Here is a 26,445-nt window from a genome sequence, read left to right on the forward strand (position 1 = left end):
AACATTTTTAGCATATGCCAATAAACTAAGTTTGCAAAAATCAACACGACAAATACGTAATACATCAGCATTAATTAGACATCTAATAATTTAGGAATTTTGATGACAAACGAACAAAAAGATCAATTCTAATTAACCGGATAATAAAAACGTTAGTTTGCGCAGATTTTTCATACAAATACACGCTAATGTGTTCATTTTATTGAAGAAGAAAAACTATAATCCAAGCAAATCATTAGTTTGAACACTAATGATTGTTTTATTTAAAAGGATGTATACCTAAGGAACGAAAAAGAGAAGTTTGACAACATTGGTCTGAGCTTAAAGGGTAATACGTTCGATACAGAACCTGTCGAACGACCATTACTTGGCCTAGGTGCCCTACTCTTCTTGCCAAATTAAGTTTCTTGAAAGCGCTTAGGTATATCAGAAAAAGGAAGTACATATGTCTGACTCAAATTGGCTCAGCGAATTCCCGGAAATGGATGCCTCTGATCTCAGGGCGATTCGCAAAACACTCGACGGCGCCTACAGAGATTTCTCTCGCGAGTATGGTGAACTCATTGAGTCTCTGTTTGATCCGCTCCTTTCGTTTCTTGTCTGGTTTGAAAAACTTCTGATTTCTACACCTTGGTTCATTATTTTAGGTGTCTGCACCACTCTCGTTTATGCCGCCAGCCGCTCTTGGAAACTGGCCGCTGCATGTTTTGGTTCGCTGATTCTGATTGGCTATTTTGGAATGTGGGAAGACACTATGCGTACGCTCAGTATCATCACTGTATGTACTATGCTTGCCATCGCACTTGGTATCCCTATCGGCATCGCTATGGCGCGCTCTAATCGCATTCAGTCGGTGGTAACACCATTACTCGACGTCATGCAGACCATGCCGGCATTTGTGTATCTCATTCCAGTTGTGATGTTATTGGGCATTGGGAAAATTCCTGGCCTTATCGCAGTAGTGATCTACGCGATTCCACCGGTTATTCGTTTAACCAATTTGGGCATTCGTCTAGTTGACAAAGAAGTATTGGAAGCCGCAACCGCATTTGGTGCCAGCACTCGGCAACGGCTTTTTGGGGTTCAGCTTCCGCTTGCAATGCCAACCATCATGGCGGGAATTAACCAAACGATCATGATGGCACTGTCAATGGTGGTCATCGCATCAATGATTGGGGTAAAAGGTTTAGGTCAGCCTGTTCTAAAGTCTATTACCAATCAATATTTCACTCTTGGTCTTCTCAATGGTTTAGCAATTGTCGCCCTAGCAATCCTTTTTGATCGTGCTTCACAAGCGTATGCGAAACGCACTCAAGCTCATTTAGGAGACTCAAAACATGACTAGTCCACTTATCGAAATCAGCGGTCTGTATAAAATCTTCGGCCCCAAGCCCAATAGCGTGATTGAGCGCGTTAAGTTGGGACATAGTAAAGAGCAGGTTTTAGCGGAAACGGGCCACACGGTCGGACTAAAAGACATCAACCTGCAAATTCAAAAGGGTGAAATTTTTGTCATTATGGGATTATCCGGTTCTGGAAAATCCACCATGATTCGCCACTTCAACCGATTAATCGATCCAACCATGGGGCAGATTTTGGTAGAAGGGGTGGATGTCATGCAACTTTCTAACAAAGAGCTTGAACAGTTTCGCCGTCACAAGATGTCTATGGTGTTCCAACGCTTTGGCTTGCTGCCTCATCGCACTGTTATCGACAACATCGCATATGGTTTAGAAGTTCAGGGAATAAATAAAGAGGCGCGCTTAGAAAAAGCAAATGAATGGTTAGAAACCGTTGGACTGACGGGTTATGAGCACCAGTATCCTGCTCAACTATCGGGTGGACAGCAACAGCGTGTGGGCCTTGCACGGGCACTGGCTACCGACGCCGAAATACTGTTGATGGACGAGGCTTTCTCAGCATTGGACCCTCTGATTCGGAGCGAAATGCAAGATCAGTTGGTAGAGCTGCAACAGAAGCTGCACAAAACCATTATTTTCATTACTCATGATTTAGATGAGGCGCTTCGACTTGGCGATCGCATCGCGATACTTAAAGACGGTGAACTTGTCCAACAAGGTTCACCAGACGAAATTTTACTGCATCCTGCCGATGAGTACGTTGAAGCCTTTGTAAAAGACGTCAATAGAGCGCGAGCACTGACGGTCGAAACGCTGATGCAGCCACCTTCGTACTGTGTTCGCGCTGAAACCATTGAAGATGCGCTGAGTGAAATGAAACGTGTTAAACGTGATTATGCCTACCATGAGACCAATGCAGGCTATCAAGGCGTGATAACACAGCAAGGATTGCTAAACGCAGCGAAGTTAACTCACATATCAGATTGGCGTGATGATATCTATGAAGAGGTGCCTATCATCTCTCCACATTTAGCCATTGAGCAAGTGCTGACTGAAGTCACGTCGTGTGAATATTCACTGCCCGTCATCGATGAGCACGGCCATTTGAAAGGCGAATTAAATCGTCAGGTTATTGCGGAGCTGTTTTCTGATCAACGAAGCACAAAACGGGGCACTTCACGCTCAAGCTTCAATAACGTCTCTTAGATGATGTTGATAATACAGCTCACAACAATGTGGGCTGTTATCAATTAACTCGCTCACAATCCCCTTTTAGATATATGTCTGTGGGCTCAAGCTTGATACCCAAAGCAACATTTACATTGTTCTGATTTTCCTGACAATTTCATGCTCATATCCGGTTTTATTGACATAGTTAGATCATTCTATTGCTTTTTGATGACGCAAATCCTCGATAAATGTCTACTATTACTCTCATACAAAATCTTGATTTAAAGAGGGATAAAATGAAAAAGACAATGTTGGCACTAACAGGCGCGGTAATCATTCTTGCAGGCTGTCAAGATGAGAAACCTGCCGAAACAAGCGCAGTTGAAGTACCTCAAGCAACGGAAACTGAAGTCACCACCAGTGCAGACGTTACGACTGAGACAATTGACACGTTACCAGTAGAAGAAGAACAAGTAATTACTGAAGAGACTTTTGTAGACTCTGAACACAACGCACAAAGTGCTCTGGACTGGAACGGCACCTACAAAGGAACATTACCTTGCGCGGATTGTGCTGGTATCGATATGACCATCACACTAAATCAAGATGGCACTTACGTACTTGAAGAAAGCTACCAAGACAAAGAAGACGGTCAATCAAAATCTGAAGGTCAATTCACTTGGGACGCAAATGGCAGCATCGTAACGTTGACAAATGAAGATGCACCAAACCAATACTTTGTTGGTGAAAACGTACTTATGAAGCTAGACATGAATGGCGAAAAAGTAACGGGTGACCTAGCACCACTATACAACTTAACGAAACAGTAAGAAGTTAGTATCAATACCTGATAAATACCCCAAATCCGAGCCACCCCAGCTCGGATTTTTCGTTGTTTTAACGAAAACTATTCCAGCAACCTTTCTATTCTGAAGCAACATTCTGCTTCTTACCCTGATTGTTCATTACATTTCCATACGCTTTGCCGATAGATGCTTACAACGTCATTTTGTACAGTGTTCAAAACAAAACAGAACAACTCGGAAAAATGATGAAAAAAACATTAATTGCACTACTTACTCTGACAGCTGCTGGCTCAGCTTTCGCTGGCGATACTTACATTCGTAACGGTAACATCTACAACAACGAAGGCAGTTGGAACGTAGAAGCTGGTGTGGCTCAAGGCAGCGATCTTTTCAAAGATCAAAAGCATAATACAGCACCAATTCTCAACGGTGGTTACCATGGTGACGACTTTAATGCTGACCTAAGTGGCATTAACTACCGCTTCTTCGGTAACACCAATGAGTTAATCAACATGAGTGCCTACCTTGTAGGTAGCGGTGTGATGCGCGACGGTGATACAGCGAAAAGCCTGAAAGGCACAGATAAACGCCGCTTCGCCGTCGATCTAGGTTTAAACGCAGACTTTACACTGGATCAAAACAACGTCATTTCTACGTACCTTCAGCACGATATCAGCGGTGCTTACAAAGGTTACTTAGCGGGCGCGACTTACTTCCACATCATGAAATTCGGTAGTGTTGATTTTGTTCCTTTTGCTAACCTAACTTATCAAAGTGAAGACTACGTAGATTATTACTTTGGTGTAAAACAACGCGAAGCAAACGCAAACCGCAAAGCATACAAAGGTGATTCAACGGTAAGCTATGGTGTGGGCTACAAACTTGTTATGCCAATCAACGACAACTGGCAAGTAAGCCAAATGACACAATACACGCGCCTAGGCAGCGGTATCAGCGACTCTTCTATCGTTGATAGCGCAAACCAATGGGTTGTTGGCGCAAGTGTGTCGTACAACTTCTAATCCGATACGCCCTTATAAAGCCATCATTTCGATGGCTTTATGCGTTGGACATTTGCATCATATTGAACACAGACTTTAGTGTGAATGAGCAATCCATAACCTATGTAAATCGCTATAGCCTGTATTCTTCACCTGCACACCTCGCACTTGCTGTGTTTTTGTCACTTCTTCGTAGCCAACAAACAAAGGCAAATATAGGTACTGATCGCGCAGCGCTTTCTCTAGGTTTAATAAAGACTGTAGCGAGTGATCATCTGCCATCGCCCTGCGAACCTTTTCTCTATGGCTTAACATCTGGCTTTGATCAAAACTAAAACGCAGTCCAGTTGCTATCGACAGCCATTCGAAGATGCCATATTCAAATGGTGCTTCCATGACTTCCTCAATGAAGAGCAAGTCTGCTTGGTGAGACACTACCTCAGGAAAACTAATGTCATCAATAACGACGATCTGCAACTCCAATCCCGTTGCACGAATCACACTGTGCAACCATTCGGAATGACGAATTAAACTCGGTATCGTCCAGACAGGTTCAGCTAATACCACTTTACCTTTCAGTTTAGGTATCACAACACCATCTGTTATTGATAAATCTTGCTCGTGAGTCTCTAACTGAATGCTGTCAACGGCACTTGGCGCATCATAAATTCGCTTTTGCACATGGATGTAATCAGCGAGTTGATACCAAGTTTCTTTTGTGAGTTGGGATTCCGCACGTTCGCGGTAGGTCAGATATGAAAATGCGCTAATTTTTTCCACTTCAACGTGATCGGAGCTTTGGTTAAAGCTCAACATATTTAAGGTTTTAACATCACCATGAGACAGCGTTATTTGATCTAACAATGCGCGTGCTGAAAAATACTCTTTGTGCGCTTCAAGAGTCATACTCTCCTGGTTCCAGCCGCTGATTTTAAATGGTCCAGTCCCTATGTGGTAGGAATAACTAGAACCGAAAGAGACGACATCTCGACACAGAATAGACGCATGAGGAGTTGCTAGCATGTATGGAAACAACTTGTTCGGATGCTTCAATATAATTTTTAAGCAGTTAGATGTTTCTGCAACCACGCTATCAATGCATTGCCAGAGCTCGTGAACTGGTCCTTTTATCTCCCTGAGTCTTTCTATACTCCAAACCACATCCTGTATGTTAAGGGGCTCGCCATCATGGCGATATATGCCTGGCCGCAACCATAACGTCATTACCTTGCCTTCCATTTTCCATTCGTGTGCTAACGATGGCTCGATACCACCATTGGAATTTTGGGTCAGCAATACGTCATAAACGCTTTTCGCGACGTGTAATTCAGTGTGACGGTAAGTATTCGCAGGGTCGATTTTGGATACCCAAGGGTAAGAAGAAATCAAAATAGCGTTATTTGATTCATTCAATCGATTCACTTTTTCAGAAGCGATAGTTAGTGCTCTAACCGCGGTTTGACCGAACCAATCAATAAGTTTCGTTATTGAGTTCATTCTTCCTCTGCCAAGCTCCTCAACCAAAAACTCGGTCATCGCTTGTTGGAGGGAAATATTAATACTGAGACGGCTAGCGTTACTTCGGCCAATCGCAGGTTGCCAATCGACCCAATCGTAAGTGGCAAGCTTTTTCATCACAATAGAAACATTGCGCCTCGACGTGCAAATCACCGCTTCTAGCTCAGAAAGCGTAACAAGGTGATACTGGTGAGGTTCAAAGTGCTTTAACAGTAGATCCAGATACCTAAGATTGACATCGTTCACAAAGATTCCTAAGAGTTATTCCAAAGCAAAAAAATAGCACAGGACGCTTAGCAACTAAACTTCCTGTGCTATATCTAAACAAATTCAAAGCTTGGACTCAGCTCGACCAACAGAAGTCAAAAACGTTTACTAAGCCAAGAGGTAACTTGAATAAGTATTCTTAGAAACGGTAGCTCATACCTACAGAGAATACATTGATGTCTGCATCAACCGTTACTTTTTCATTGCCAAATTTCGCAATGTCTAGCTCAGGCATCATGTATTCCCATTCAACTTGTAGAGCAAAGTTTTCAGTAATAGCGAACTCTGCGCCTAAACCGTACATGCCTGTTACAGTGCTGTCAGAAATGGTGGTATGGCCTGCGCTACCGTCAATCACAGAGTTGCTAATTTTGAATTCAGCATTGAAGTAAGAAAGACCAGCTTTAGCAAAAAGGTTGAAACGATCGCCAATCGGTAGAGTCGCTTTTGGCTGAATCGATAGATACTTCATATCACCAACAGTAACAACTTTGCCGTCTAAAGCATCGTAACCACCAATGGCTGCTTCTAGAGAAATGTATTCGTTGAATTTGTAACCACCGAATACTTTGCCTGAAAGGCTTGAGTCATCTTCAAGTTTAAGTTTAGTGCTAGCGTTAGTACCACCACCATTGATAGAGCCATTAACATCACCAAACGATGCTTGACCTACAGATGCACCAACGTAAGGAGCTGCGTTTGCAACAGAACATGTTGCTAGAAGGGCTGTCATTAGCCATGTTTTTTTAAACATTGTATTTCACTGCCTGTTAATTATTGAGGTTGTGTTTTGCCCATCCTTAAGCATGCCATGCTATCCATTTCACTTGGTTTCAAAACCAAGTGGATGTTAATGAATAAAAACTCAATAAAACATGAAATATTTAGACACAACTTTGCCACTTTCTTTCTTAATTTTGACAATTTAGTCATTTCACAAGCATTGCTGCTTCAACCAGTTAGTGAGTTTGATGATTTCCGCTTGTTTGGCTCGACTCTTTTTATGAATAAAATAAAAGCTGTCGCCGGTTTCCAATCCATGAGAAGGGATGTACACCAAATCATGTGCTTTATCTCTTTCATTGAGCATAAAATCATTCGCAAATGCGATGCCTTGGTCATAACGCGCCGCCTCTATTGCCAACAACATATGACTAAAATGTTGAACATCGACATCTTTCGGCAAGGTGTAACCGCCCGCTCTGCACCACTCTGCCCAATCTTTTCCTCTCTCTCGATAAATTGAGTCTGTCGACAAAATAGGGTATCGCCAAAGCGCTTCTGGAATAGGTTGATCTTGCAACTCTTTCCAAATTTTATGGCTGCAGACCGGATACAACGTCTCCGCGTATAACTTTACCGACATGTAGTTTCGCTTTGGCTTCTCTACCGTGATAAAACAATCGCCAACGCTGTCTGTCTGTTCAGGATCACCAACGACCATATTGAGTGTCAGATCGATTTCTGGATGTAGGCGCTTAAAATCAGACAAACGCGGAATAAGCCACTTTACGGCGAGCGAGCTATAAATCGCCAACCGTATGCTGCCTTTGTCCCCTTCTCGCACCTTTTGGCTGGCCATCGCAATTGAGCTAATTGCTGGGCTAATATCCTCTAAATAGCGGGTGCCCGTATCGGACAAAGAGAGCTTTCTGCCTTGGCGGATAAATAATGATTCACCCAAGTAATCTTCTAATAATCGTATCTGGTGGCTAACGGCACTTTGCGTCACATTGAGTTCTTCAGCAGCAAGCGAAAAGCTAGAGTTTCTGGCAACAGATTCAAAACAGTGAACAGCTCTGAGTGGTGGCAATTTCATTATCTAAAAATCTCATACTTAAACTAATAAATATCACTTCACTTCATCCTATGACATCACCTACTCTTTGGCAAAGACAGAGGAGAGGAAAAAGTGAAAGTTACATCGGTCGGAGCAGCGATGCTGCTATTAATTGTTGGAAATCTCATTGCGGTGCTTTCGGACTCTTTAATTAAAAGTGTCGGAAATGAAGTGCCTATTTTTCAATTTGTCTTTTTCCGACAAATTTCAGCGGTGCTTTTCCTGCTGCCAGTCTACTTGCTAACAAAAAATGCGCCTTTTCTTGAAGGGTTTAAGTGGCATGCTGTTCGCGCTCACGTATGGTTACTTGGTGCAATATTCATGGTTTTGGCGATCTCATCTTTACCGCTCGCAACTGCGAACGCGATCTTTTACGCCGCGCCATTAATCATGTTGCCGCTTGCAGCAATCTTTTTTGGAGAACAGTTGTCTAAGCAATCGGTCGCCGCAGCGATAATGGGCTTTGCCGGTGTATTGGTCATCATTCGTCCAGACCAAATCGATTGGGCAGCCATTTCAGCTTTAGTTGTTGCAATTACTTTAGCAATCAATAACTTGCTCATTCGAAAACTGCCAAAAAATCAGTCTGTGATGCAAACGTTATTGATGACAAACTTGGCAGGTATTCCAGTAGCCTTCTTGCTTGTTCTGATCGAAGCAGAACCTTGGGACTGGAGTGCTTTCCCTGTTGCTGCTGGCTCAAGTTTGTTCATCATGATTTATGCAGCAACATGTGTCATCGCTTACCGCTCGATCGATAGCAACAAAATTGCCAGCGCTGAATACAGTGGCTTAATTGGTGCCGTGTTTGTGGGATTGATTTGGTTTGGAGAAGTGCCAGACATATTTATGGCAATAGGAACCATTATGATTGTTGTGCCTCTGGTTTGGCTTTCTAAACGAGAGCGTCGCAAGAAAAAGTTGCAAGAGCAACAAGAAGCGCACGTTACTTAAAGTTGTGCTCTAACCCAAAGACTAAAAAACCGAGCCGTAAGCGCTCGGTTTTTTTATGTGGCTCTAATCGGTTTTTACGTAAGCGACTACGTGAGATAAAAACTGCCTTGCAAAGCGATCATTAAACCGGATGCGATATTCATGCTCGGCTTCCGATACTAGACGCCAGCCTTCAGCAAAGTATTCTTTGATATCATCAACCGCCTCTTCTTTATTTTTGATGTGTTTCGCGTTCCACTGATAAGTGCAAGAGACAACGATCAGCCCACCCACATTGGTGGTTTTTTTTAGAGCATTGATCACGCTAAGTGGCGACTCACATTGATCAATCACATTTAAACATACGACTAAATCAAAGCGAGATTGGAGAGTATCGAGCTCAAAAGGCTGGTTAATTAGCGTCAAATCAACATGAGCACATTTCTGTACGATATCTCTATTCTCTACCTCTAAAGTGTTTAAGGTGTTCACATCGTGAAGGTAAGTAAGCCCGACGCGTTGTTCTTCTATTAATCGTTGCTTCAAGCCATCCATTAACCTATTTGAAGGCTCCACAAGCGTCGCTTCTTTAAGGTTAGGTAAGCGTTGCACTAGCTCATAATAATTTCTTCCCAGCGCCGCCCCAACCTCAAGTAGGGAGTACGGCTGAACGCTGCTTTCGATTACCGCTTGCGCAATAAAATCAGCAACTTGGGAGCAGTGAGGTGATGACAAAAAAGAAAGTGGGACTTGTTTTGAGCGACTGGTTATCATCTCAATCTGTTGCTCCTCAATGAACTTGTCGAACCATTGCGCCTCGAAATAACCAGCCAAACCGTGCTCGGTCAGGTAAAAATCTTCCATGTTTTTTCCGTTCGTACTTTAAGAAAAGTGATTGTATCGAACGCGGAAATTAACGGGTATTTCTGGCCGCACATTCCAATGGGAAAACAGATGAAAACGCCGCTTATGTGAAAAAGCCCTTTCATCTCAAAGATAAAAGGGCTTGTTAATCGCTTCGGTTAAGTCGCTAACTATTGTGGTAGAACAACGTTACCATCTTGAATTGGGAACGTTTTTGTCGCTGGTTTGCTCGCCAAACGAACCGTCGTTGGTGCACCTGAAACTTCGTAAGTGACGTCGTAACCCACTACTTTATCAGATGTCGTATATTCTGTATGACACTGTTTTTTCGTCGTTGTTACTACATCACCTTTTTGCACATTTTCCTGGATCTTACGACCTGTCAGTGCACCAGCAATCGTACCAGCTGCAGTTGCAATCACTTTACCTGAGCCACCACCGATTTGGTTGCCCAGCGCTGCTCCAGCTGCTGCGCCACCAACCGTACCAATAATTTTATTGTCATCCGCAGGGGCAACTTGCTCGGTTACTACCACGTCTTTACATACTTGGTGCGGCTTTTTCACCGTTTCAGTCACCGCTTCAACCAAAGTAATGTTTGCTTGAGTTGAAGCTGGTGGCGTTTTGTCTTTACAGCCTGCTAGTACAGCAACAACTGCCGTTGCAATTGCGATAGATTTCATATTCATGATTTACATCCCAGTATGGTTTGCTTTGATGAGCGTTATGGTAAATCGCAAAAGGGAAATCACATCAGACGAAAACAAACCCTCTGTTATTAACAAGTAAAGAAACACTGTTTTATAAGAGGTACGTCAAGAAACACTCAGCAGAATGTCAACAGAGATAAAACTGTATCACTACTGATTATGATTGGGCTGGACTAGTCTATGAGATTTATTTTTAAGCCAAGCTCAAAAATAGTTCGTCATCCGTTAAATACTTATGACGGTGGCTTAGATTACGCACGTGCATAAACATAAAATCAGGGAAACCAGGCGCTATAATGTTATTTGGTTCCCAGCATACACCGCCAACAAACACATATCGCCCCTGCTTGTCATCTTCGTGAAGGGGGTTATTAAGAGGAGAAGAAAACTCTGCTCGGCAACCTTCAACCACACAAACAATTTGTCCTTTAAAAAGGCCAATCACGCGCTTTACAAGATTTGCCTTGATACCACACCTCCATGCTTGGCGAGTGGCCATCTCATAGCCATATTTTCGGATCGCTTTCTTTTGCAAATGTACTACTAGGTTCATTTTGACTCCTGATTCAAGCAACTACGTGAAGCCCAAAGTCATAAAAGCAGATAGACGTCTATACCCGAGTGAGCTCATGGTACGTGGGAATAAACTACGTGATTAGACTGAGTTTAGTGTCGGATGAGATACACCGTCCACGATGCTGTAACGTATCGATTTACACCTATCAAAGGCAGATAACACATCAACTTTTGAGTGCTTTCCTGCGCTGTATCTGGTTACTTCTGTATATTACTATAACGAAATCACCCTCCACGTTTACCTATATAAATTTGTCGTAACGATAGAGGGTGCTTATCATGGAGAGAAGATAACGCCTACGCGTCGATGAGATAATTTTGACCTTCAGTTTCTAAACGATCAATCATTTTACGACACTCATTTAAATCAAGAGGTTGTTCAAAGCGGCGCTTGAGATTCATCAAAAAGAAGATATCTTCACACATGGCTTTCTCAGGTTCGTCACTGATTTTGGCGACCGGTGAACCATTGCACGTGACCATTTTTATCACGATAGAAAGTGGCTGGTAGGCTTCACCATCTTTATTGACATAATCACCCATATCATTGGCAAGAAAAGTACCGATACCAAAACTCACCTGAATACGTCCTTGGAAATACTCGCAAATATCTAACGCTTGTTCGAAGTTAAGTCCGTCGGTAAACACCAGTGTTTTTGTTAATGGGTCTATATTCAGCGACTGGTAGTGTGCAATGATTTTTTCACCCCAGCTATAAGGGCAACCACTATCGTGACGTACACCGAAGTACGCGTTACTTAGTTCTTCATCAAAGTCTTTAAGGAAAGCATCGATACCAATCGTATCGGTTAACGCAATACCTAGTGCACCATCAAACATTTTTTGCCAACGTTGCAACGCCACTTTTTGCGAATCTCGCACATTCACCAGAGCTTGGTGTCCCATAAACCATTCATGAGCAACGGTGCCGATAGGCGTCAAATTCAGCTCTTTTGCTAAGTGATAGTTGCTTGTTCCTGTCAAACATTCCGGCACTTCCTGGCACAAATATTCCAGCATAGTGCGCTGAGCTTGAAAGGAAAAACGTCGACGCGTCGACATGTCAGAAAATTTAAAGTTAGTAATGTTACGACGTTTTAGTTCCGACTTTAGGTGTCGAACTTTCTCTTCTAAAACAGTGGTAAATTGCGCAACAGGGATATCTGACCAACGCTGACGGCTACGAACTTCAGACACGATGCTCATGATGATCGTTTCGTACAAGATGGTGTCTCGCCACAAACCGTTAATGGTAATTCTTAACTGGCTTGAGCCATCAGCCATGGCTTTGTTATGGAAAGAGACATCGCTTTGTGGGTTGAAACGGAAATGGCGCAGTGCATCAACAAAGTCAGGATTCAGGTAAGGCGCGACACGCTTAATATATTCAATTTCTTCTTGCGTAAATTGAATATCTTGCAGTTTAAGGACTTCGGCTTTTACCTCGGGCAAAAGCTCAGAGAGGTCTTCCTCACTGCGCACGATAAACTTATATGACACCATCGCATCAGGGTAAAGCGCTGTTACAGCGCTCATCATATTGACTTTGTAGACATCGAAATCCAAAGCACTTTGAATGATGCGGGAAGAAAATAGTTTGGTGGTCATTAGGTGCCCTTCTACATGCCCTTCCTGGGTATATAACTTTTTGTTACTAACTAATTTGCGTAAACAATAAACACCCATCTATAGTTTGTCAACTTTTGTTACTAACCACTCATTTTTATAAGGTTTTTTTGTCTAGAATTCGAGCAAGCATTGTGAATAAGTCAGAGTCATCCGTAAATTTATGCTCAAACCGTATTACGAACACTACCAAAAACGTTTCTAACAACTCGTTACTTACCCATTGATTGACCACTTGTTATGCGCTAGATTACTTACAAATCAATATTAGGACCCAACCATGATCGTATCTGTCGACATTATTCCATTCAGGCTATCTGGCTGTGCCGATAAGGGATTGGAAGTGTTGTTGATTAAACGTTCAAATCCAAATCGGCCATACCATGGAGTCTGGGCACTACCGGGCGGATTTGTCTTTGATAAAGACTTAACCAGTGAAGGCGGACGCCCGGCCGATGAAAACTTTGAAGCGGCGCGTCGCCGAATTTGCCGTGAGAAAATCCATACCTACCCTCGCCATTTTAGCGAAGCATTTATCGACGGTGATCCAAAGCGCGATCCAGAAGACTGGAGCTTAAACATTACGCACTACGCCTTAGTTGATCGTAACAATGTAGAGCAAATAAATAATGCAGGTGTACCGGAATGCCAACTTAAATGGTTTTCGCTACAGGCTATTCTCAATGGAGAAGAAACCCTCGCATTTGATCATCAAAAAACCATTGAAAAAGCGTGGCAAAAGCTTCGTGCATCCATTGAATACACATCGGTTCTTTTGTTTGCATTAGACAAAGAGTTTTTGGTTGCGGACATCATTTCTGCTTATCAAGAGTTTGGTATTGATATCAGCCGAATGACGATTAAGCGCCGCTTGATAGATTCAGGCGTACTAAAACCCACTAATAAAGTCGCTTCAACCAACAAAGGCAAAGGTGGAAAACCCGCAATGGTATATACGCTGACTAGCGACGAAGTAACCTTTTTTCAAAACTGTTTGCGTGGATAAACGCAGACAATCAGACAGACAAGGAGTCTGCCATGACTGTTCGAGTAAACTATCAAACTACAGCAGTGATCGACGTTGATCCAGAGAAAGGCTTTAGTGAGTTATGTCCAAATGAACTGCCCGTTGCAGGTGCGTTGGAAATCGTACCGGAGCTTTTGAACAATCATGCCAAAGGCCGATTAAAACTGGTCAGTCGTGACTTGCACCCACCGAAAGCAAAATGGGATGCAGAATCGCCAGCCAATATGCTTGAGCCCGTTGGTTTACCGAATGTGGATATAAAGTGGAACCGTCACTGTGTGCTTGGCACAACAGGTTCTGAGCTGCTAGATGGCTTACCACCCGTGTTGGACTACGATTTTCAAGTTAATAAAGGTATGGATCCTGACGCACACCCTTACGGTATTTTTTTCCATGATATTGCCGACACCAAAACGACAGGCGCGCATGAATTTCTAAAGTTCAACGGGATTGATACCTTAGTTATCGGTGGCCTTGCCTTAGACTTTTGTGTGAAAAAATCCGTCATGCAAGCGCTGGAACTTGGCTACAATGTGGTAGTTAATCTTGCTTCAACTCGTGCGGTGCTGCCTGATAATGTAGAGAATGTGCTGACAGAGCTCAGAGATAATGGCGCATTATTTGTCGAAAAAGCGGACGACATCATCGTAGAAAAGTTCGCTTAGAAACGATAGTAACCGAGAAGGATTTCACCATGCATCAACATGAAAAATTGAATTACGTTGAATTTGGTTCCACTAATGTCAGTGCGACCAAACAATTTTTTGAGCGTGCTTTTGACTGGAGCTTTACCGATTATGGTCCAGAATATTCTGCATTTTCAGGACAAGGGTTGGATGGCGGATTCTTCAAATCTGAGTTTATAAACCAAACCGCAAATGGTGGCGCACTTTTAGTATTTTATAGCTCAGACATTCAGGCCACTCAGACAAAAGTAGAGCAGCATGGTGGAAAAATTATCCGCCCTATTTTCGAATTCCCCGGCGGCTGTCGATTCCACTTCACTGAACCGAGTGGAAATGAATTCGCAGTATGGTCAGAGAGCCATTAAGTGATCACAAATCAACAACACACCATCAACGTGAGCCCAAGCTAGCCAGATCCGGAACTGGCATTACATTTCTGGTTGACCTCATCCTTGGTTTAATTCACTGTTAGCGCAACAATTAATCGATGAGGCGCTAGACCTCGACCAAGGATGTCAAATGACTGCCGTCAGTTTTTTTCGCTTACTCTGCCTCGCTGCTATTTGGGGTGGCTCGTTTCTGTTTATGCGAGTCGCCGCCAACACATTCGGGCCGGCTTACTTAATCGAATTTCGAGTTACATTTGCCGCCGTCGCTTTGTTATTGATCGCCGTATATTTGAAGAAGAAACTCACGTTAACTGCGCATACTAAACACTTCTTTATTATTGGCTTATTCAATAGCGCAGTTCCATTTTTACTCTTTGCGTACGCAGCCCAGACACTGAATGCATCAACTTTAGCAATATTGAACTCAACCGCCCCAATATGGGGAGCACTAGTTGGCTTTGTTTGGTACCGCAGCCCACTCACAGCGAAATCTGTTCTCGGTATGCTAATAGGCATTGGAGGCGTTGCAGTCTTGGTCGGCTTAGATACTTCAACCATAGGTGAAGAAGCCATGCTCCCTATTGCCGCCAGTTTGATGGCTTCTTTCAGCTATGGCATTGCTACCAACTACACTAAAAATGCGCCACAAGTACCAGCTTTTGACAATGCTCACGGCAGTATGTGGGCGGCGGTTATTTGGGTACTGCCGCTGCTACCATTCTTACCAATGCGTGCAGAACCAAGTCATTTCGAATGGAGCTCTGTTGTCACGCTCGGCGTTGTATGCACAGGGTTCGCTTATTTGCTCTATTTCCGCTTAGTTTCTGATATCGGCCCAGCGTCAGCACTGACTGTCACTTTTCTTGTTCCTGTTTTTGGTATCTTATGGGGCTACTTGGTGCTAGATGAGCCCGTCGGCTCTAACACCATCATAGGAACAATTCTAGTGCTTAGCGGCACTATGCTAGTCACCGGTTTCTCCCCAACAGCAATGCTCGCGAAGCGAAAACGAAGCGTGGCTTAATCAGCCTAATATAACTTCCACACCTCGCTTTTTGATTTGTTCAAGGTCGCTTTTCGGAGCGGCTTTGTCAGTCAGCAGCACTGATATTTCGTCAGTCTTACCAATTGATGAGGGATAAATTTGCCCAAATTTACTAGAATCCGTTAGAACAATATTGCGCCTTTTTTTCGCAATGATGGTTTCTGCGATCTCAGCGCGCATCATGTCGCGGCTAGTAAAGCCAGTGTCTTGATGGAAGCCGTCAATACCCAAGAAGGCCGTGCTGAAATGAATGTTCTCAATACACAACTTAGTCAGCGGTCCGACCAAGCTCTCGCCTTGGTGCTGATACACGCCACCAAGCAAGATAATGTTGGCAGAAGTGTTACGGATGAGATGGGCGATATACGCCGATGGCGTAATAATGGTCACATCGCCGCGCTCAGCCAATGTCCGAGCCAACAACGCATTGGCACTGCCTCCTTCAATCAGCACTGTCTCATTCGGTGCGACCAAATCCGCAGCTTGGTTTGCGAGCGATTGTTTAATATCGAAACGTACTTCTAGGCGGGCATCAATGTCATCACTTTGCAACGCGGTAGCTGCGCCGTGAACGCGCTTTAGGTAGCCCTGTTGCTCCAGAAAGTTCAAATCCTGTCTGATGGTCACACCCGACACGCCAATGATGTCAGAAAGCTCTGTGACTTGAACGCGTTTACGGTCGTTCACTAATTGCAGGATTTCATTTTGTCTTGGGTTCACAGGTTCGCTCCTTATTGATGAGCTTACAGTATACTCACCTGATGTTTCATATGAAAAGAACTTGAAAGTAAAAAGGAAAAAACGCGTGGTCTGATTAGCCAAGCTGTACCTTGCGAATATCGCTCCCATCAACAGATAATAGGGCAACGAAAATGGGATGGAAGAAGAGGGGTTAACTCCCTACATCCCAACAACGATAGAGACTAGGATAAAAGTAATGGAAGAAATTTACTTCGCAGGCGGCTGCCTTTGGGGCGTGCAAGAATTTATGCGCCACCTTCCGGGCGTAATCAACACAGAAGCCGGGCGAGCAAATGGCACAACGGATAACACTCAATCCGAATACGATGGCTACGCAGAGTGCGTGAAAACCCAGTTCGATGCTGAGCAAGTTTCGGTTGAAACTTTAATGGGGTATTTGTTTGAGATAATCGACCCTTACAGCGTTAACAAGCAAGGTGAAGACGTAGGTGAGAAGTACCGTACTGGTGTTTATAGCCAAAACGAACAGCATCTCACCATCGCGAAAGCGTTTATCGCAGCACGACCGGACGCCGACAAGATCGCCGTAGAAGTACTGCCACTCACAAATTATGTGCCAAGTGATGATGAGCACCAAGACAGACTCACAAACTTTCCGAATGATTACTGCCACATCCCATTAGATTTACTACATAAATACAGGGATAACTCGTAACCATTCAGTCAGCATCGCTTTAAAAGGCAAGATGCATATCAGTTTAAATCGATGCCTTCCACTAATGACAATGTCATTTCTGCCGCCGATATTTCCTTACAACCCGACGAGTTTTGTCCGCACCACAACGGTGTGAATTCATCTCGGTTTTGCTTTTCCATAAGCGCTCTTAGTTGAGCCATTTCAATGGAGGCGTATGGGAATTTCGGCGCAAACTCACTGATGTAGCCTAGCTCCGACATCGCGCGATTCACAATGCCTCTCGCTGGTCGGCCCGAGAAAACATTGGTCACAGCGGTATGTTGCGCGCGTTCACTGGCAATGGCATATCGATGTAAAGACGATGTTTTCGCCTCATCACACAACAAATAGGCGCTGCCAACTTGAACGGCACTCGCTCCTAATCTCAACGCGGCTTCCACCCCACTTCTATCAGCGATTCCGCCTGCAGCAATAACAGGCAAATTCACCCGTTTGGCGATTTGTGGTAATAACGCCATCAAACTTAATTGAGTAGTTAAATCATCCGATAAAAACATACCTCGGTGTCCACCAGCCTCCAAGCCTTGGGCGATAATACCGTCAACGCCTTTTGCTTCTAGCCAAAGTGCTTCGTCCACCGTAGTCGCTGACGAAAGGATCTTCCCTCCCCACCCTCTAATTCGAGCTAACAGATCATCGTCTGGCAAACCAAAGTGGAAACTGATCACTGGCGGTGCAAATGGTTCAATCGCGTCAGCAATATCATGATTGAAAGGCATCCTTGTCGGAGCGTTTGGCTGAGCCTGAACGGTTGCATCAACCTCGGAAAAATACGGTTGCAGCGTTTTTTGCCACTTTTCGTGCTTGTTGGCGTCATACTCCGGCATTTCATGGCAAAAGAAATTGAGGTTAAACGGTCGGTTAGTTGCCTGCTTGATAAGTTGAAGTTCTTTTACGATGGCGTCTTTGTTCAGCATTCCACAAGGTAACGAGCCAAGCCCGCCAACATTACTGACGGCTATGGTCATTTGGCTGTCTTGCACACCGGCCATTGGCGCTTGAATAATCGGTAACTCTGTTCCCAAAAGTGTATTAAATACCTTGTTTATCATGCTCTTTCCTTGAAAACTTAACCTTTACCTGTGATGGATCTGCGCCATCGTTATCCAGACTAGACTTTCACATGATTAACCGCTTATAAAGTTAAAGTGATGCATTTGTGCGCTATGCACTTTTGATAGAAATGACAAAGGGAGCCTATGGCTCCCTTAATATGCTGAATAACAAGAATCAAAGTGACTATCGTACGACATCTGATTCAAGCTCTAGCTCTGCTACAGACAGCATGGCAAACTCTTCCTCGGCGGTTGCTGCCACCAGTTTGTTGCGGCTGTATAACCCATAATAAACACCACCGATAAGAAACAATCCCATTGTCATGAAAAAGGCTGAGGGATCAAAAGCATAAACACCTGTCATTGCGATCAAAGAAAGCACCAGAGAAATACTCGAAGTAATTATCCCACCAGGCGTTTTATATGGACGAGTTAATTCCGGCTGTTTAATTCGCAATAAAATATGGCTCAAGGACATTAATGCGTACGATACAGTCGCACCGACAACAGCCATCGCCAAGATTAAGTCCCCCTCACCCGTAAGTGAAACCAAGAACCCAAAAACGCCCGGAACCAAAAGCGCACGAGAAGGCACTTTTTTGTCACTGGTTAATGACAAAGTTTGCGGTAAATAACCCGCGCGGGAAAGCGCAAACACCAAGCGACTGTAACCATAAATGATTGAAAAGAAAGAAGCGATAAGGCCAGCCAATCCAAGTAAGTTCACGGCCATTGCTACCGTTGAATTGCCCGTAAGCTTTAGGGCGTCAACTAATGGCACCGCGCTATCGCCTATGACCTTTGAGCCAACCGCACCAGCCAAAAGGACGACTACGAGAGTTGCGGTTAGCAATAAAAACAGCATCGCACCAATGATGCCTTTGGGAACATCTTTTGCCGGATTTTTTGCCTCCTCTGCCGCTAAAGGCACACCTTCAACCGCAAGAAACAACCACATTGCAAATGGCAACGCAGCCCATACGCCATACCACCCAAACGGCAAGATTTCTGTTGCCTGAGCCGTCGCCGGAGCAATATCGAATAAGTTATTAACGTCAAAGTGATCAATAAGCACAGCAGCAGTAATGAGAATAGCTAGCACAGCCAAACCGCTGATGACCATCATTACTTTGAGAGCTTCGCCTACCCCTGCCATATGAATAGCGATAAAGACGGCGTAGAAAAGTGCGTAAACAACAGGGCCATCGATACCAACCAATTCATTCACTGCTGAGCCAATAAAAATCACTATCGCAGCAGGCGCGAGCGCATATTCAATCAAAACTGATAAGCCAGTGAAAAAGCCGCCTGTCGGCCCCATCGCCTGTCTTGCGAAGCTGTAACCACCACCCGCAGCAGGAATCGCCGCAGACATTTCAGCTAAAGACAATACTAGCGTGAAATACATTATTGCCATCGCGATAGCAGCAATAAGAAAGCCTCCCCATCCTGCTTGAGCGATGCCAAAGTTCCAACCGGCAAAGTCACCAGATATAACATACGAGACACCTAAGCCAGCAAGTAAAATCCAACCTGCGGTGCCTCTTTTTAGCTGCCTTTTGGCCAAGTACTCCTGATGTTTAGACATAGTAAATCCTTCTACTTTGATGAAATTAAAAAGTTGTCGCTGTGTTTATCTTCAACGCTTGCGCCACTTGGCTCATTGATATCGGAGCGATCTTTCAGGTTCACTCCTGACAGTTGTAATTTTCGAGCCTCCTTGAGCAAGTAAAATGCGCGTTCACAGGCATCGTCATAGTTGAGCCCCTGGGGACGCACATTGGAAATGCAGTTTCTTTGGGAATCTTTAGAGCCTCGTTTAGCCCCCCAAGTGAGATACATACCCATGCTATCCGGAGAAGTTAGACCGGGCCTCTCTCCAATTAAAACCAGCACGGCCTTGGCGTTAAAACATTCACCAACATCATCCCCTACCGCTACTCTTCCTTGCTTTACGATTGTGATAGGTGCGAATTTCCATTGATGTTCATCATCAGCGCTTAAAAGAGAAATCAATCGAGTAACAACAGGCACGGCATGGTTTTGAATTGCGACGGAAGAAAGTCCATCAGCAATAACAATCGCAAGATCAATGTCAGTGTTATGCTCATTTGCTATCAAGTTGAGCGTTTGCCAAGAAGATTCATCAAGCAGCCGTCCTAAATCGGGCCTTTGCAGGTACATAAGTCGGTCACTCACTTGACTGCTCACTACCACTGGAGGCTCTAAGGTATTTTCAAGAATCGAGTAAGAGTCCGACAAACCAGCAACGAGAGACTCAGTATTCAAACTGCAATGCACTGCATCCATAGCTTGGGCGTGATCCAGCTGAAATGAGAGTAACTCGTTGGTTGGTACACTGTTCCCGCTGCGACCCAGAGCGATCCGAGCAGAGGTGAAGTCGCGTAACTTGCCCCAAGGGTTATGTGTGACAACTTCAGACTCATCTTGTGGGGACTGAGCAATGGTGATTACTTTACCCATGAGAATACCCCTTATTCAGTTGGTTAATTGCTCCCGAAAACGAGCGAGAGATTTGCTCACTTAATCGAACGTCTTGCACGCTCTCGAAAATCTGCATCTCCATTAACCATTGTTCAAACTCTGGTGCTGGCTTCAAACCGAGTACTTTTCTTGCGTAAAGGGCATCGTGAAATGAGGTAGTTTGATAGTTGAGCATGATGTCATCAGACCCTGGAATACCCATGATGAACGAGCACTCGGCCACACCTAATAGTGTCAGCAAGTTATCCATGTCATTCTGATCGGCATAGGCATGATTGGTGTAACAGATATCGCAACCCATAGGTAAACCAAGCAACTTCCCACAGAAATGATCTTCAAGCCCAGCACGAATGATCTGTTTGCCATCAAACAGATACTCAGGGCCAATAAACCCAACGACAGTATTAACCAACAAAGGGTCGAACTGTTTCGCGACAGCATAAGCGCGGGCTTCACAAGTCTGCTGATCGACCCCATGAAATGCATTAGCAGACAGCGCTGTACCTTGTCCGGTTTCAAAATACATCACATTATTTCCTACACTACCTCGATTCAAAGACAACGCGGCTTCATGGGCCTCTTTCAAAATCGACAAGTCGATTCCGAAGGTATCATTCGTCCCTTGCGTGCCGCCTATCGACTGAAAAACGAGATCGACTGGTGCACCCATTTCAATGGCTTCGATCGTGTTCGTGACATGAGTTAACACACAAGACTGAGTCGGTATTTGATAGTGTTGAATCACCTCATCCATTAAGTTCATTAACTTAATAGCTTGAGGTACATTATCTGTTGCCGGATTGATACCGATAACCGCATCGCCATTTCCGTACATCAGACCATCAAAAATGGTCGCTGCGATACCGTTGAGAGAATCAGTGGGATGATTCGGCTGTAAGCGAGTAGACAGGCGACTCGGCAAACCAATCGTATTCCGAAAAGCCGTGACAACTTGGCATTTTTTAGCAACGAGAATCAAATCCTGGTTGCGCATAATCTTACTGACTGCGGCCACCATTTCTGGTGTTAAACCTTGACGAATTTTAGCCAACGTTTCACCATCGGCTTCTTCACTCAGCAGCCAATTTCGAAAATCTCCGACCGTCAAGTGCTCAATCGGCTTAAAGGCTTCAAGGTCATGCGTATCGATAATTAGGCGAGTGATATCGTCGCTTTCGTATGGAATAACCGCCTCGTTAAGAAACGTTTTAAGTGGTAACTCAGACAGCGCCATTTGTGCGACTACACGTTCTGCCGCTGACTGAGCACAAACCCCGGCTAACGCATCGCCTGAGCGCTCCGGTGTCGCTTTCGCCATCAAGTCAGCTAATGACTTAAAGGTATAGACTTTACTTCCTTGTTGCCGACGATAAGTTGCCGTCATTGCTCTTCCTCTTCACTATTTGGTTCGCTTTTTGCTGAACTATCAATAAGCTTTAAGAAAGTATTGCCAAATGTGTTCCGTAGCGTTATCAAAAACTGGCAACATTTATAAACCAATAATAAACAATGAGTTATGTAAATACTGCTCCAACATGACTCACAAAAAAGGAATGAGCATCACAAGGATGAGTAACCAAATGCCCCAAACTGCACCAATGCTGTGCATCCATCACACTAAGGATGCAAACCAACAAGCTGCGAGTCTGATAAACTGGCAACAGGAATATGACCAACTCAGCGATGGTCGATTTTTAGGTCAAATTCGAGAACGACGATTTCCCAATTTCCATGTATTTCGTGAAGACAGTAACCGCTCGCTAAGACAGCAATGCAGGGTTGAAGAGGGAGGTATTTGGTTGGGTTTGAGTGCGGAAAATAAGCCGCTACACCTAAATCACAGTCAGTTTAATTCAAGCCAACTTTTGCTTAGGCAAGGTGGCGCTGATTTTGAGTTAATGACACCGGAGCAGTTTTCTATCTATGGAATAGTGCTCGACAAAAACTTCGTTCACATCATAGAAAATCAACTTGAGCTTGGGAGCATCCAAAACAACACATTGCACTTAACGGGGTTGACGGAAAAACACATTCAACAACTTAAATACTACTTAGGCATGTTACTTGGTTCCGCCGAGCCAAGATGGTCTGAAACCACACATCAAGCAATCTTAAAAGATATTGTGCTGGAGTTGTTCTCACTCAGTTCACTGCACACGAGCCATCCGATATCAATCTCTCATCGTCAACACGTGATGCACCGTATAAAACAACAGCTACAGGATCTAGACTACCGTACGCCGATAACCGTCAGTGAACTGTGTGACGCAGTACACGTCAGTCGTCGCACACTACAGTACACCTTTGAACATTGCTGTAATACTTCCCCAAAGCAGTTCATACATCGAATGCGCCTGAATCAAGTACGTAGAGTGCTACAAAGCCCTGAAGATAATCGAACAATTGCAGAAATCGCTTTTGACTTTGGTTTTTTCCATCTCGGGCAGTTCAGTCAAAGCTACAAGCGGCTATTTGGTGAGACGCCAACTGAAACGAGAAAATGGGAGCCCAGCAAATAAAATGACAGGCAGTATATTCTTTCAGCTCCTGCGTTGGGGCCATGTTATGCAGTCGCAATGATTTGCTGAAACTTAGCATGAAGCTCTTCAAGTGCCGCTTCAACATCCGGTTCTGCACGGCTCAAGTGCGAGATTAACGTCATAAAATAGCAGTCAAAAATCAGCGGTATTTTTCCCTCAAGGACGGAGCTTCCGTTTACAGATTGAAACAAAGCTTGGTTAAACGACTGATAATAATCCAAATCCCAAATCACCTCTTTCAACAAAGCTCGGCTCAGCTCAACGTTCGCAAAATAGTAGCGATAGTATTTCTCCGTCAGCGCCAAACCAATGTCGATATCGGTTTTACCTTCCACACTGACTAGCGTTTCTTGGCTGATCTGTTGCAGTTGCGCCAGCATCCCTTCGCGCAAAATCGACAGTTTAGTCGGGAAATGGCTAAACACTGTGCCATCGGCTACTCCTGCTTCTCTCGCTATCTGCCTTGTGGTCGTCATGTCATAGCCATTTTGAGCAAAAGATGCCCATGCGGCTTTTAGAATTTTATCTCTGGTTTGTTGTCGCTTCGTCATTGATGTGTCTGCTTAATGAGCCTGAAAGGATCATACCTTGCGTGGTTGAGATTGACAAATTGAGCGCGCTCATTTATAAAATTGAGCATGCTCATTTTATATAAAAACAAAAGGAATCGCTCATGTACGTATTAAACAAACTAGGCCAAGGATTGATTTTCTTCCCGACCATCTTCTGCTTTTCGTATATTTTAAGACCGATATTAATGGTCATCCTTATTCCAGGAGGACTCGCACTTTTGGCGTTAATCGGTGGCGCAGAAGTCAGAGCGGAACTCAAAGCCATGCTGCTTGAGGAGTTTTTTGGCGTTAGCCCATCGCACACCACCTCGAAAAAGGCGTGAGTGCGCTACAAACGTTGGCAAGGCTAAGTAAAAAAGAAAACGCGCAGATATCGAGATCTCAATACCTGCGCGTAGATGTGGTGAAAATAAGACTGGCGTTAGTCAGTATTCATGTTCTGACCAATTCGCCATAAAACGCCGCTAGGGTCAAACAAACAACATTCGCGCATGCCCCAAGGTTGCTCGACCAGCTCTGTCAAACGCGAACCAAATTCTTCATGACCCACTTTGGATAAGTGCTGATGCCAACTTTCTGCGTCTTCTACGAGCAAGTGCATCATGAAGTTATTGCCGTGTTCTGGCTCATAAAAATTCTGTAAAAGAAACGCGCAGCTACCTTGAGAGAAGTATGCTACATCACCGAAGTCCGACGCCATTTCAAAGCCAACCGCCTCATAAAAGCGTTTTGATAGCGCGTAATCTTTCGCCGGAACAAATGATTTGATTTCAACAATATTGAGGTTTTCCATTTCCAATTTCCTAAGCCTTTTTCCATAAAACTGACTGACGTAATCTCGCTCTATGCCTTCTATTCGCCTTGCGTAATCTGCTGTGATGACAGTGGCACACACTCTGCCATTTGCGTTTGTAACCACGTGATAAATTTATGTTCGAGTTCTGTACGCTTTTTATCTTGACTCAATAAAACGTAATTGCAACTTGATGGAGAAAACCCAAATGGTGCGACCAAATTACCACGCTTAATATCGTCCATGACAAAAGGATACGATCCCATTGCGACGCCTAAGCCATCCACTGCGGCTTGTATGCAAAAATAAAAATGCGCGAATGATTGCTGAGTGTTGCCGTTGAAAGTTTCACAACGTGTTGATTGCTGCCAATCCGCCCAAGCATTCGGTCTGGTTTGGCTATTCAACAATCGAGCTGCTTTCAAATTGTCTTTAATGGATTGCCAATACTCAGGAGAAAATACCGGCCCCACCCACTCTTCCACAAGAATGGTTTTGTCGTAATCGTGATGCTGCGCAAAATCGTCTCGACGAATCGCCATCGAAAGCCCAGTTGATCCTAATGTTACCGGGCCACCAGCCGTCGACAAACGAACATCAGCACGGTGTTCATCATTAAACGCGGCCAACCTTGGCATCAACCAGCGCATGGTTAATGTCGGTTCACAAGACACTTCAAGATGCTGATGCTTCTCTTGAATAAGCGTATTCACGCCTGTTTCTAGCGTTTGGAATGCCGTTTCTGTGTATGTCTTGAGTAATTCGCCTTCCGCCGTCAACACGACTTTCCTGCCCTCTTTGAAGAACAAGGGTTGAGACAGATATTGCTCAAGTTGCTTGATCTGCTTACTCACGGCTCCGTGGGTAATGTTCAGTTTGTCAGCCGCTTCAGTGTAGCTTGAAGAACTCGCCGCAACGTGGAAGACATAAAAAGATTTCAGGTGACGCATCTGTGAGTTTTTCTCACCAATATGGGAATATTTTTCGATTATAGTTAGTAATAAAGACGCCTACAATTTCGCTACATCCCAGACTTCATCATTCAAACAGGAAATCGATATGGAATTTGTAACTCTTGCGTTATTAGGTGTGCTTATTGTCATTAGCCCTGGCGCAGACTTTGTTTTGGTATTAAGAAATAGCTTAAATCAAGGACGAAAAGCAGGCGTGTATAGTGCGATTGGTATCAGCATGGCGATCAGCATCCACATCGCTTACTCCATGCTGGGGATCAGTTACTTAATTTCACAAAATGAATGGTTGTTTAATCTCGTGCGCTATCTTGGGGCCGCTTATCTTGTCTACCTTGGGATTAAAGGAATATTCTCCTCGCAGCCTGCGTCAAACTCAGAAACCATTCAACAGAGCGAGTATTCAATGTGGCGATTTTTCATGCAGGGATTTCTGTGTAATTTACTCAATCCCAAGACGATGCTGTTTTTTCTGAGTATTTTTAGCCAAGTGATTTCTCCCGACTCTAATCAGCAACACATCGCCTTTTTTTACGGGATTTATATGATTGCGCTGCATGGTATTTGGTTTTCTATCGTTGCTGTTTTATTCACGTCATCCCAGCTACAAGCTTTCTTGTTGAAGATTAAGCATCGACTCAATCAAGCATGTGGGGCGGGATTGATCATTTTCGGCGCAATGCTGGGCTTAAAGGTGTAGTGCGCTTGCGGTCCGATTACCCCAGTTCAAA

General features: G+C 44.1%; 28 protein-coding genes. 13 read left to right on the forward strand and 15 right to left on the reverse strand.

Annotated elements, in window-relative coordinates:
- Nucleotides 1-445 precede the first annotated feature (445 nt).
- The 4 genes from R7127_RS03040 (at nt 446) to ompV (ending at nt 4,359) form a co-directional block, all read left to right on the forward strand.
- Nucleotides 446-1,345 carry an ABC transporter permease gene (locus R7127_RS03040; RefSeq protein WP_064354518.1) on the forward strand — a complete coding sequence of 300 codons (900 nt, stop codon included), beginning with the start codon at nt 446-448 and terminating at the stop codon, nt 1,343-1,345.
- Entirely contained in the window at nt 1,338-2,567 is a 1,230-nt protein-coding gene (locus tag R7127_RS03045; protein ID WP_170890211.1) for a quaternary amine ABC transporter ATP-binding protein, read from the forward strand. The genes R7127_RS03040 and R7127_RS03045 overlap by 8 nt, the downstream gene beginning before the upstream one ends.
- Nucleotides 2,568-2,827: 260 nt before the next feature.
- Entirely contained in the window at nt 2,828-3,361 is a 534-nt protein-coding gene (locus tag R7127_RS03050) for a copper resistance protein NlpE (RefSeq protein ID WP_005373930.1), read from the forward strand.
- Nucleotides 3,362-3,582: 221 nt separating this feature from the next.
- A complete protein-coding gene (ompV, locus tag R7127_RS03055; protein WP_042523313.1) occupies nt 3,583-4,359 on the forward strand; it encodes an outer membrane protein OmpV in 777 nt (258 codons plus the stop codon).
- 75 nt (nt 4,360-4,434) lie between these two features.
- Here the strand turns inward: ompV and R7127_RS03060 are convergent, their stop codons facing one another.
- The 3 genes from R7127_RS03060 to R7127_RS03070 all read right to left on the reverse strand — a co-directional run bounded on the left by R7127_RS03060 (nt 4,435) and on the right by R7127_RS03070 (nt 7,942).
- Nucleotides 4,435-6,102 carry an ABC transporter substrate-binding protein gene (locus R7127_RS03060; protein WP_172563712.1) on the reverse strand — a complete coding sequence of 556 codons (1,668 nt, stop codon included), beginning with the start codon at nt 6,100-6,102 and terminating at the stop codon, nt 4,435-4,437.
- A 160-nt stretch (nt 6,103-6,262) separates the two neighbouring features.
- Nucleotides 6,263-6,877 (reverse strand): outer membrane beta-barrel protein, encoded by a 615-nt coding sequence (locus R7127_RS03065; RefSeq protein ID WP_005373936.1) that lies wholly within the window; start codon nt 6,875-6,877, stop codon nt 6,263-6,265.
- A 180-nt stretch (nt 6,878-7,057) separates the two neighbouring features.
- On the reverse strand, nt 7,058-7,942 hold the full coding sequence (locus tag R7127_RS03070) for a LysR family transcriptional regulator (RefSeq protein WP_005387224.1): 885 nt from the start codon (nt 7,940-7,942) through the stop codon (nt 7,058-7,060).
- Between the two features lie 93 nt (nt 7,943-8,035).
- Here R7127_RS03070 and R7127_RS03075 point away from each other — a divergent pair, with 93 nt between their 5' ends.
- Nucleotides 8,036-8,917: a DMT family transporter gene (locus tag R7127_RS03075; protein WP_005373940.1), complete on the forward strand. Its 882-nt coding sequence runs from the start codon at nt 8,036-8,038 to the stop codon at nt 8,915-8,917.
- Nucleotides 8,918-8,980: 63 nt separating this feature from the next.
- Here the strand turns inward: R7127_RS03075 and R7127_RS03080 are convergent, their stop codons facing one another.
- The 4 genes from R7127_RS03080 to pncB all read right to left on the reverse strand — a co-directional run bounded on the left by R7127_RS03080 (nt 8,981) and on the right by pncB (nt 12,654).
- Nucleotides 8,981-9,760 carry a methyltransferase domain-containing protein gene (locus tag R7127_RS03080; protein WP_104980419.1) on the reverse strand — a complete coding sequence of 260 codons (780 nt, stop codon included), beginning with the start codon at nt 9,758-9,760 and terminating at the stop codon, nt 8,981-8,983.
- 170 nt (nt 9,761-9,930) lie between these two features.
- Nucleotides 9,931-10,449, reverse strand: coding sequence for a glycine zipper 2TM domain-containing protein (locus R7127_RS03085; RefSeq protein WP_104980417.1), 519 nt, complete (start codon nt 10,447-10,449; stop codon nt 9,931-9,933).
- Nucleotides 10,450-10,663: 214 nt separating this feature from the next.
- Nucleotides 10,664-11,023 (reverse strand): hypothetical protein, encoded by a 360-nt coding sequence (locus tag R7127_RS03090; RefSeq protein ID WP_017819785.1) that lies wholly within the window; start codon nt 11,021-11,023, stop codon nt 10,664-10,666.
- A 320-nt stretch (nt 11,024-11,343) separates the two neighbouring features.
- Nucleotides 11,344-12,654: a nicotinate phosphoribosyltransferase gene (gene pncB / locus R7127_RS03095; RefSeq protein ID WP_132936988.1), complete on the reverse strand. Its 1,311-nt coding sequence runs from the start codon at nt 12,652-12,654 to the stop codon at nt 11,344-11,346.
- A gap of 298 nt (nt 12,655-12,952) precedes the next feature.
- On the opposite strand from pncB, the gene R7127_RS03100 reads away from it, so the two are divergent.
- The 4 genes from R7127_RS03100 (at nt 12,953) to R7127_RS03115 (ending at nt 15,798) form a co-directional block, all read left to right on the forward strand.
- Entirely contained in the window at nt 12,953-13,678 is a 726-nt protein-coding gene (locus R7127_RS03100) for an NUDIX domain-containing protein (protein ID WP_005373953.1), read from the forward strand.
- Between the two features lie 32 nt (nt 13,679-13,710).
- Nucleotides 13,711-14,364, forward strand: a complete 654-nt coding sequence (locus tag R7127_RS03105) for an isochorismatase family protein (protein WP_033906301.1) — start codon at nt 13,711-13,713, stop codon at nt 14,362-14,364.
- Nucleotides 14,365-14,393: 29 nt separating this feature from the next.
- Entirely contained in the window at nt 14,394-14,750 is a 357-nt protein-coding gene (locus R7127_RS03110; protein WP_042523322.1) for a VOC family protein, read from the forward strand.
- A 154-nt stretch (nt 14,751-14,904) separates the two neighbouring features.
- Complete coding sequence (locus R7127_RS03115; protein WP_005373960.1) at nt 14,905-15,798, forward strand: DMT family transporter; 894 nt, start codon at nt 14,905-14,907, stop codon at nt 15,796-15,798.
- Here the strand turns inward: R7127_RS03115 and R7127_RS03120 are convergent, their stop codons facing one another.
- Nucleotides 15,799-16,539 (reverse strand): DNA-binding transcriptional regulator YciT, encoded by a 741-nt coding sequence (locus R7127_RS03120; protein ID WP_017635127.1) that lies wholly within the window; start codon nt 16,537-16,539, stop codon nt 15,799-15,801.
- A gap of 217 nt (nt 16,540-16,756) precedes the next feature.
- On the opposite strand from R7127_RS03120, the gene R7127_RS03125 reads away from it, so the two are divergent.
- Complete coding sequence (locus R7127_RS03125; RefSeq protein ID WP_005388723.1) at nt 16,757-17,236, forward strand: peptide-methionine (S)-S-oxide reductase; 480 nt, start codon at nt 16,757-16,759, stop codon at nt 17,234-17,236.
- Between the two features lie 38 nt (nt 17,237-17,274).
- Here R7127_RS03125 and R7127_RS03130 read toward each other — a convergent pair whose 3' ends face one another.
- From R7127_RS03130 to R7127_RS03145, 4 genes are all read right to left on the reverse strand, one after another.
- Complete coding sequence (locus tag R7127_RS03130; protein ID WP_042523324.1) at nt 17,275-18,330, reverse strand: NAD(P)H-dependent flavin oxidoreductase; 1,056 nt, start codon at nt 18,328-18,330, stop codon at nt 17,275-17,277.
- Between the two features lie 187 nt (nt 18,331-18,517).
- Nucleotides 18,518-19,921 (reverse strand): ethanolamine permease, encoded by a 1,404-nt coding sequence (eat, locus tag R7127_RS03135; RefSeq protein ID WP_005388719.1) that lies wholly within the window; start codon nt 19,919-19,921, stop codon nt 18,518-18,520.
- A gap of 11 nt (nt 19,922-19,932) precedes the next feature.
- Nucleotides 19,933-20,817, reverse strand: coding sequence for an ethanolamine ammonia-lyase subunit EutC (gene eutC / locus R7127_RS03140; RefSeq protein WP_005388717.1), 885 nt, complete (start codon nt 20,815-20,817; stop codon nt 19,933-19,935).
- Nucleotides 20,810-22,222 (reverse strand): ethanolamine ammonia-lyase subunit EutB, encoded by a 1,413-nt coding sequence (locus R7127_RS03145; RefSeq protein WP_005388715.1) that lies wholly within the window; start codon nt 22,220-22,222, stop codon nt 20,810-20,812. Before R7127_RS03145 ends, eutC begins: the two co-directional genes overlap by 8 nt.
- A 184-nt stretch (nt 22,223-22,406) precedes the next feature.
- Here R7127_RS03145 and R7127_RS03150 point away from each other — a divergent pair, with 184 nt between their 5' ends.
- Nucleotides 22,407-23,357, forward strand: a complete 951-nt coding sequence (locus R7127_RS03150; RefSeq protein ID WP_172563711.1) for a helix-turn-helix domain-containing protein — start codon at nt 22,407-22,409, stop codon at nt 23,355-23,357.
- A gap of 44 nt (nt 23,358-23,401) precedes the next feature.
- Here R7127_RS03150 and R7127_RS03155 read toward each other — a convergent pair whose 3' ends face one another.
- Nucleotides 23,402-23,929: a TetR/AcrR family transcriptional regulator gene (locus R7127_RS03155; protein WP_005373975.1), complete on the reverse strand. Its 528-nt coding sequence runs from the start codon at nt 23,927-23,929 to the stop codon at nt 23,402-23,404.
- A 122-nt stretch (nt 23,930-24,051) separates the two neighbouring features.
- Here R7127_RS03155 and R7127_RS03160 point away from each other — a divergent pair, with 122 nt between their 5' ends.
- Nucleotides 24,052-24,273, forward strand: a complete 222-nt coding sequence (locus R7127_RS03160) for a hypothetical protein (protein WP_017635120.1) — start codon at nt 24,052-24,054, stop codon at nt 24,271-24,273.
- A gap of 98 nt (nt 24,274-24,371) precedes the next feature.
- Here R7127_RS03160 and R7127_RS03165 read toward each other — a convergent pair whose 3' ends face one another.
- Nucleotides 24,372-24,743 (reverse strand): VOC family protein, encoded by a 372-nt coding sequence (locus R7127_RS03165; protein WP_318141778.1) that lies wholly within the window; start codon nt 24,741-24,743, stop codon nt 24,372-24,374.
- Nucleotides 24,744-24,802: 59 nt separating this feature from the next.
- Nucleotides 24,803-25,693, reverse strand: coding sequence for a LysR family transcriptional regulator (locus R7127_RS03170; protein ID WP_005388706.1), 891 nt, complete (start codon nt 25,691-25,693; stop codon nt 24,803-24,805).
- Nucleotides 25,694-25,802: 109 nt separating this feature from the next.
- Here R7127_RS03170 and R7127_RS03175 point away from each other — a divergent pair, with 109 nt between their 5' ends.
- Nucleotides 25,803-26,414, forward strand: a complete 612-nt coding sequence (locus tag R7127_RS03175; protein ID WP_064376175.1) for a LysE family translocator — start codon at nt 25,803-25,805, stop codon at nt 26,412-26,414.
- The last annotated feature ends 31 nt before the right edge of the window (nt 26,415-26,445 follow it).

It is taken from the genome of Vibrio sp. 1159, assembly GCF_033340395.1.
Taxonomy (GTDB): Bacteria; Pseudomonadota; Gammaproteobacteria; order Enterobacterales; family Vibrionaceae; genus Vibrio; species Vibrio alginolyticus.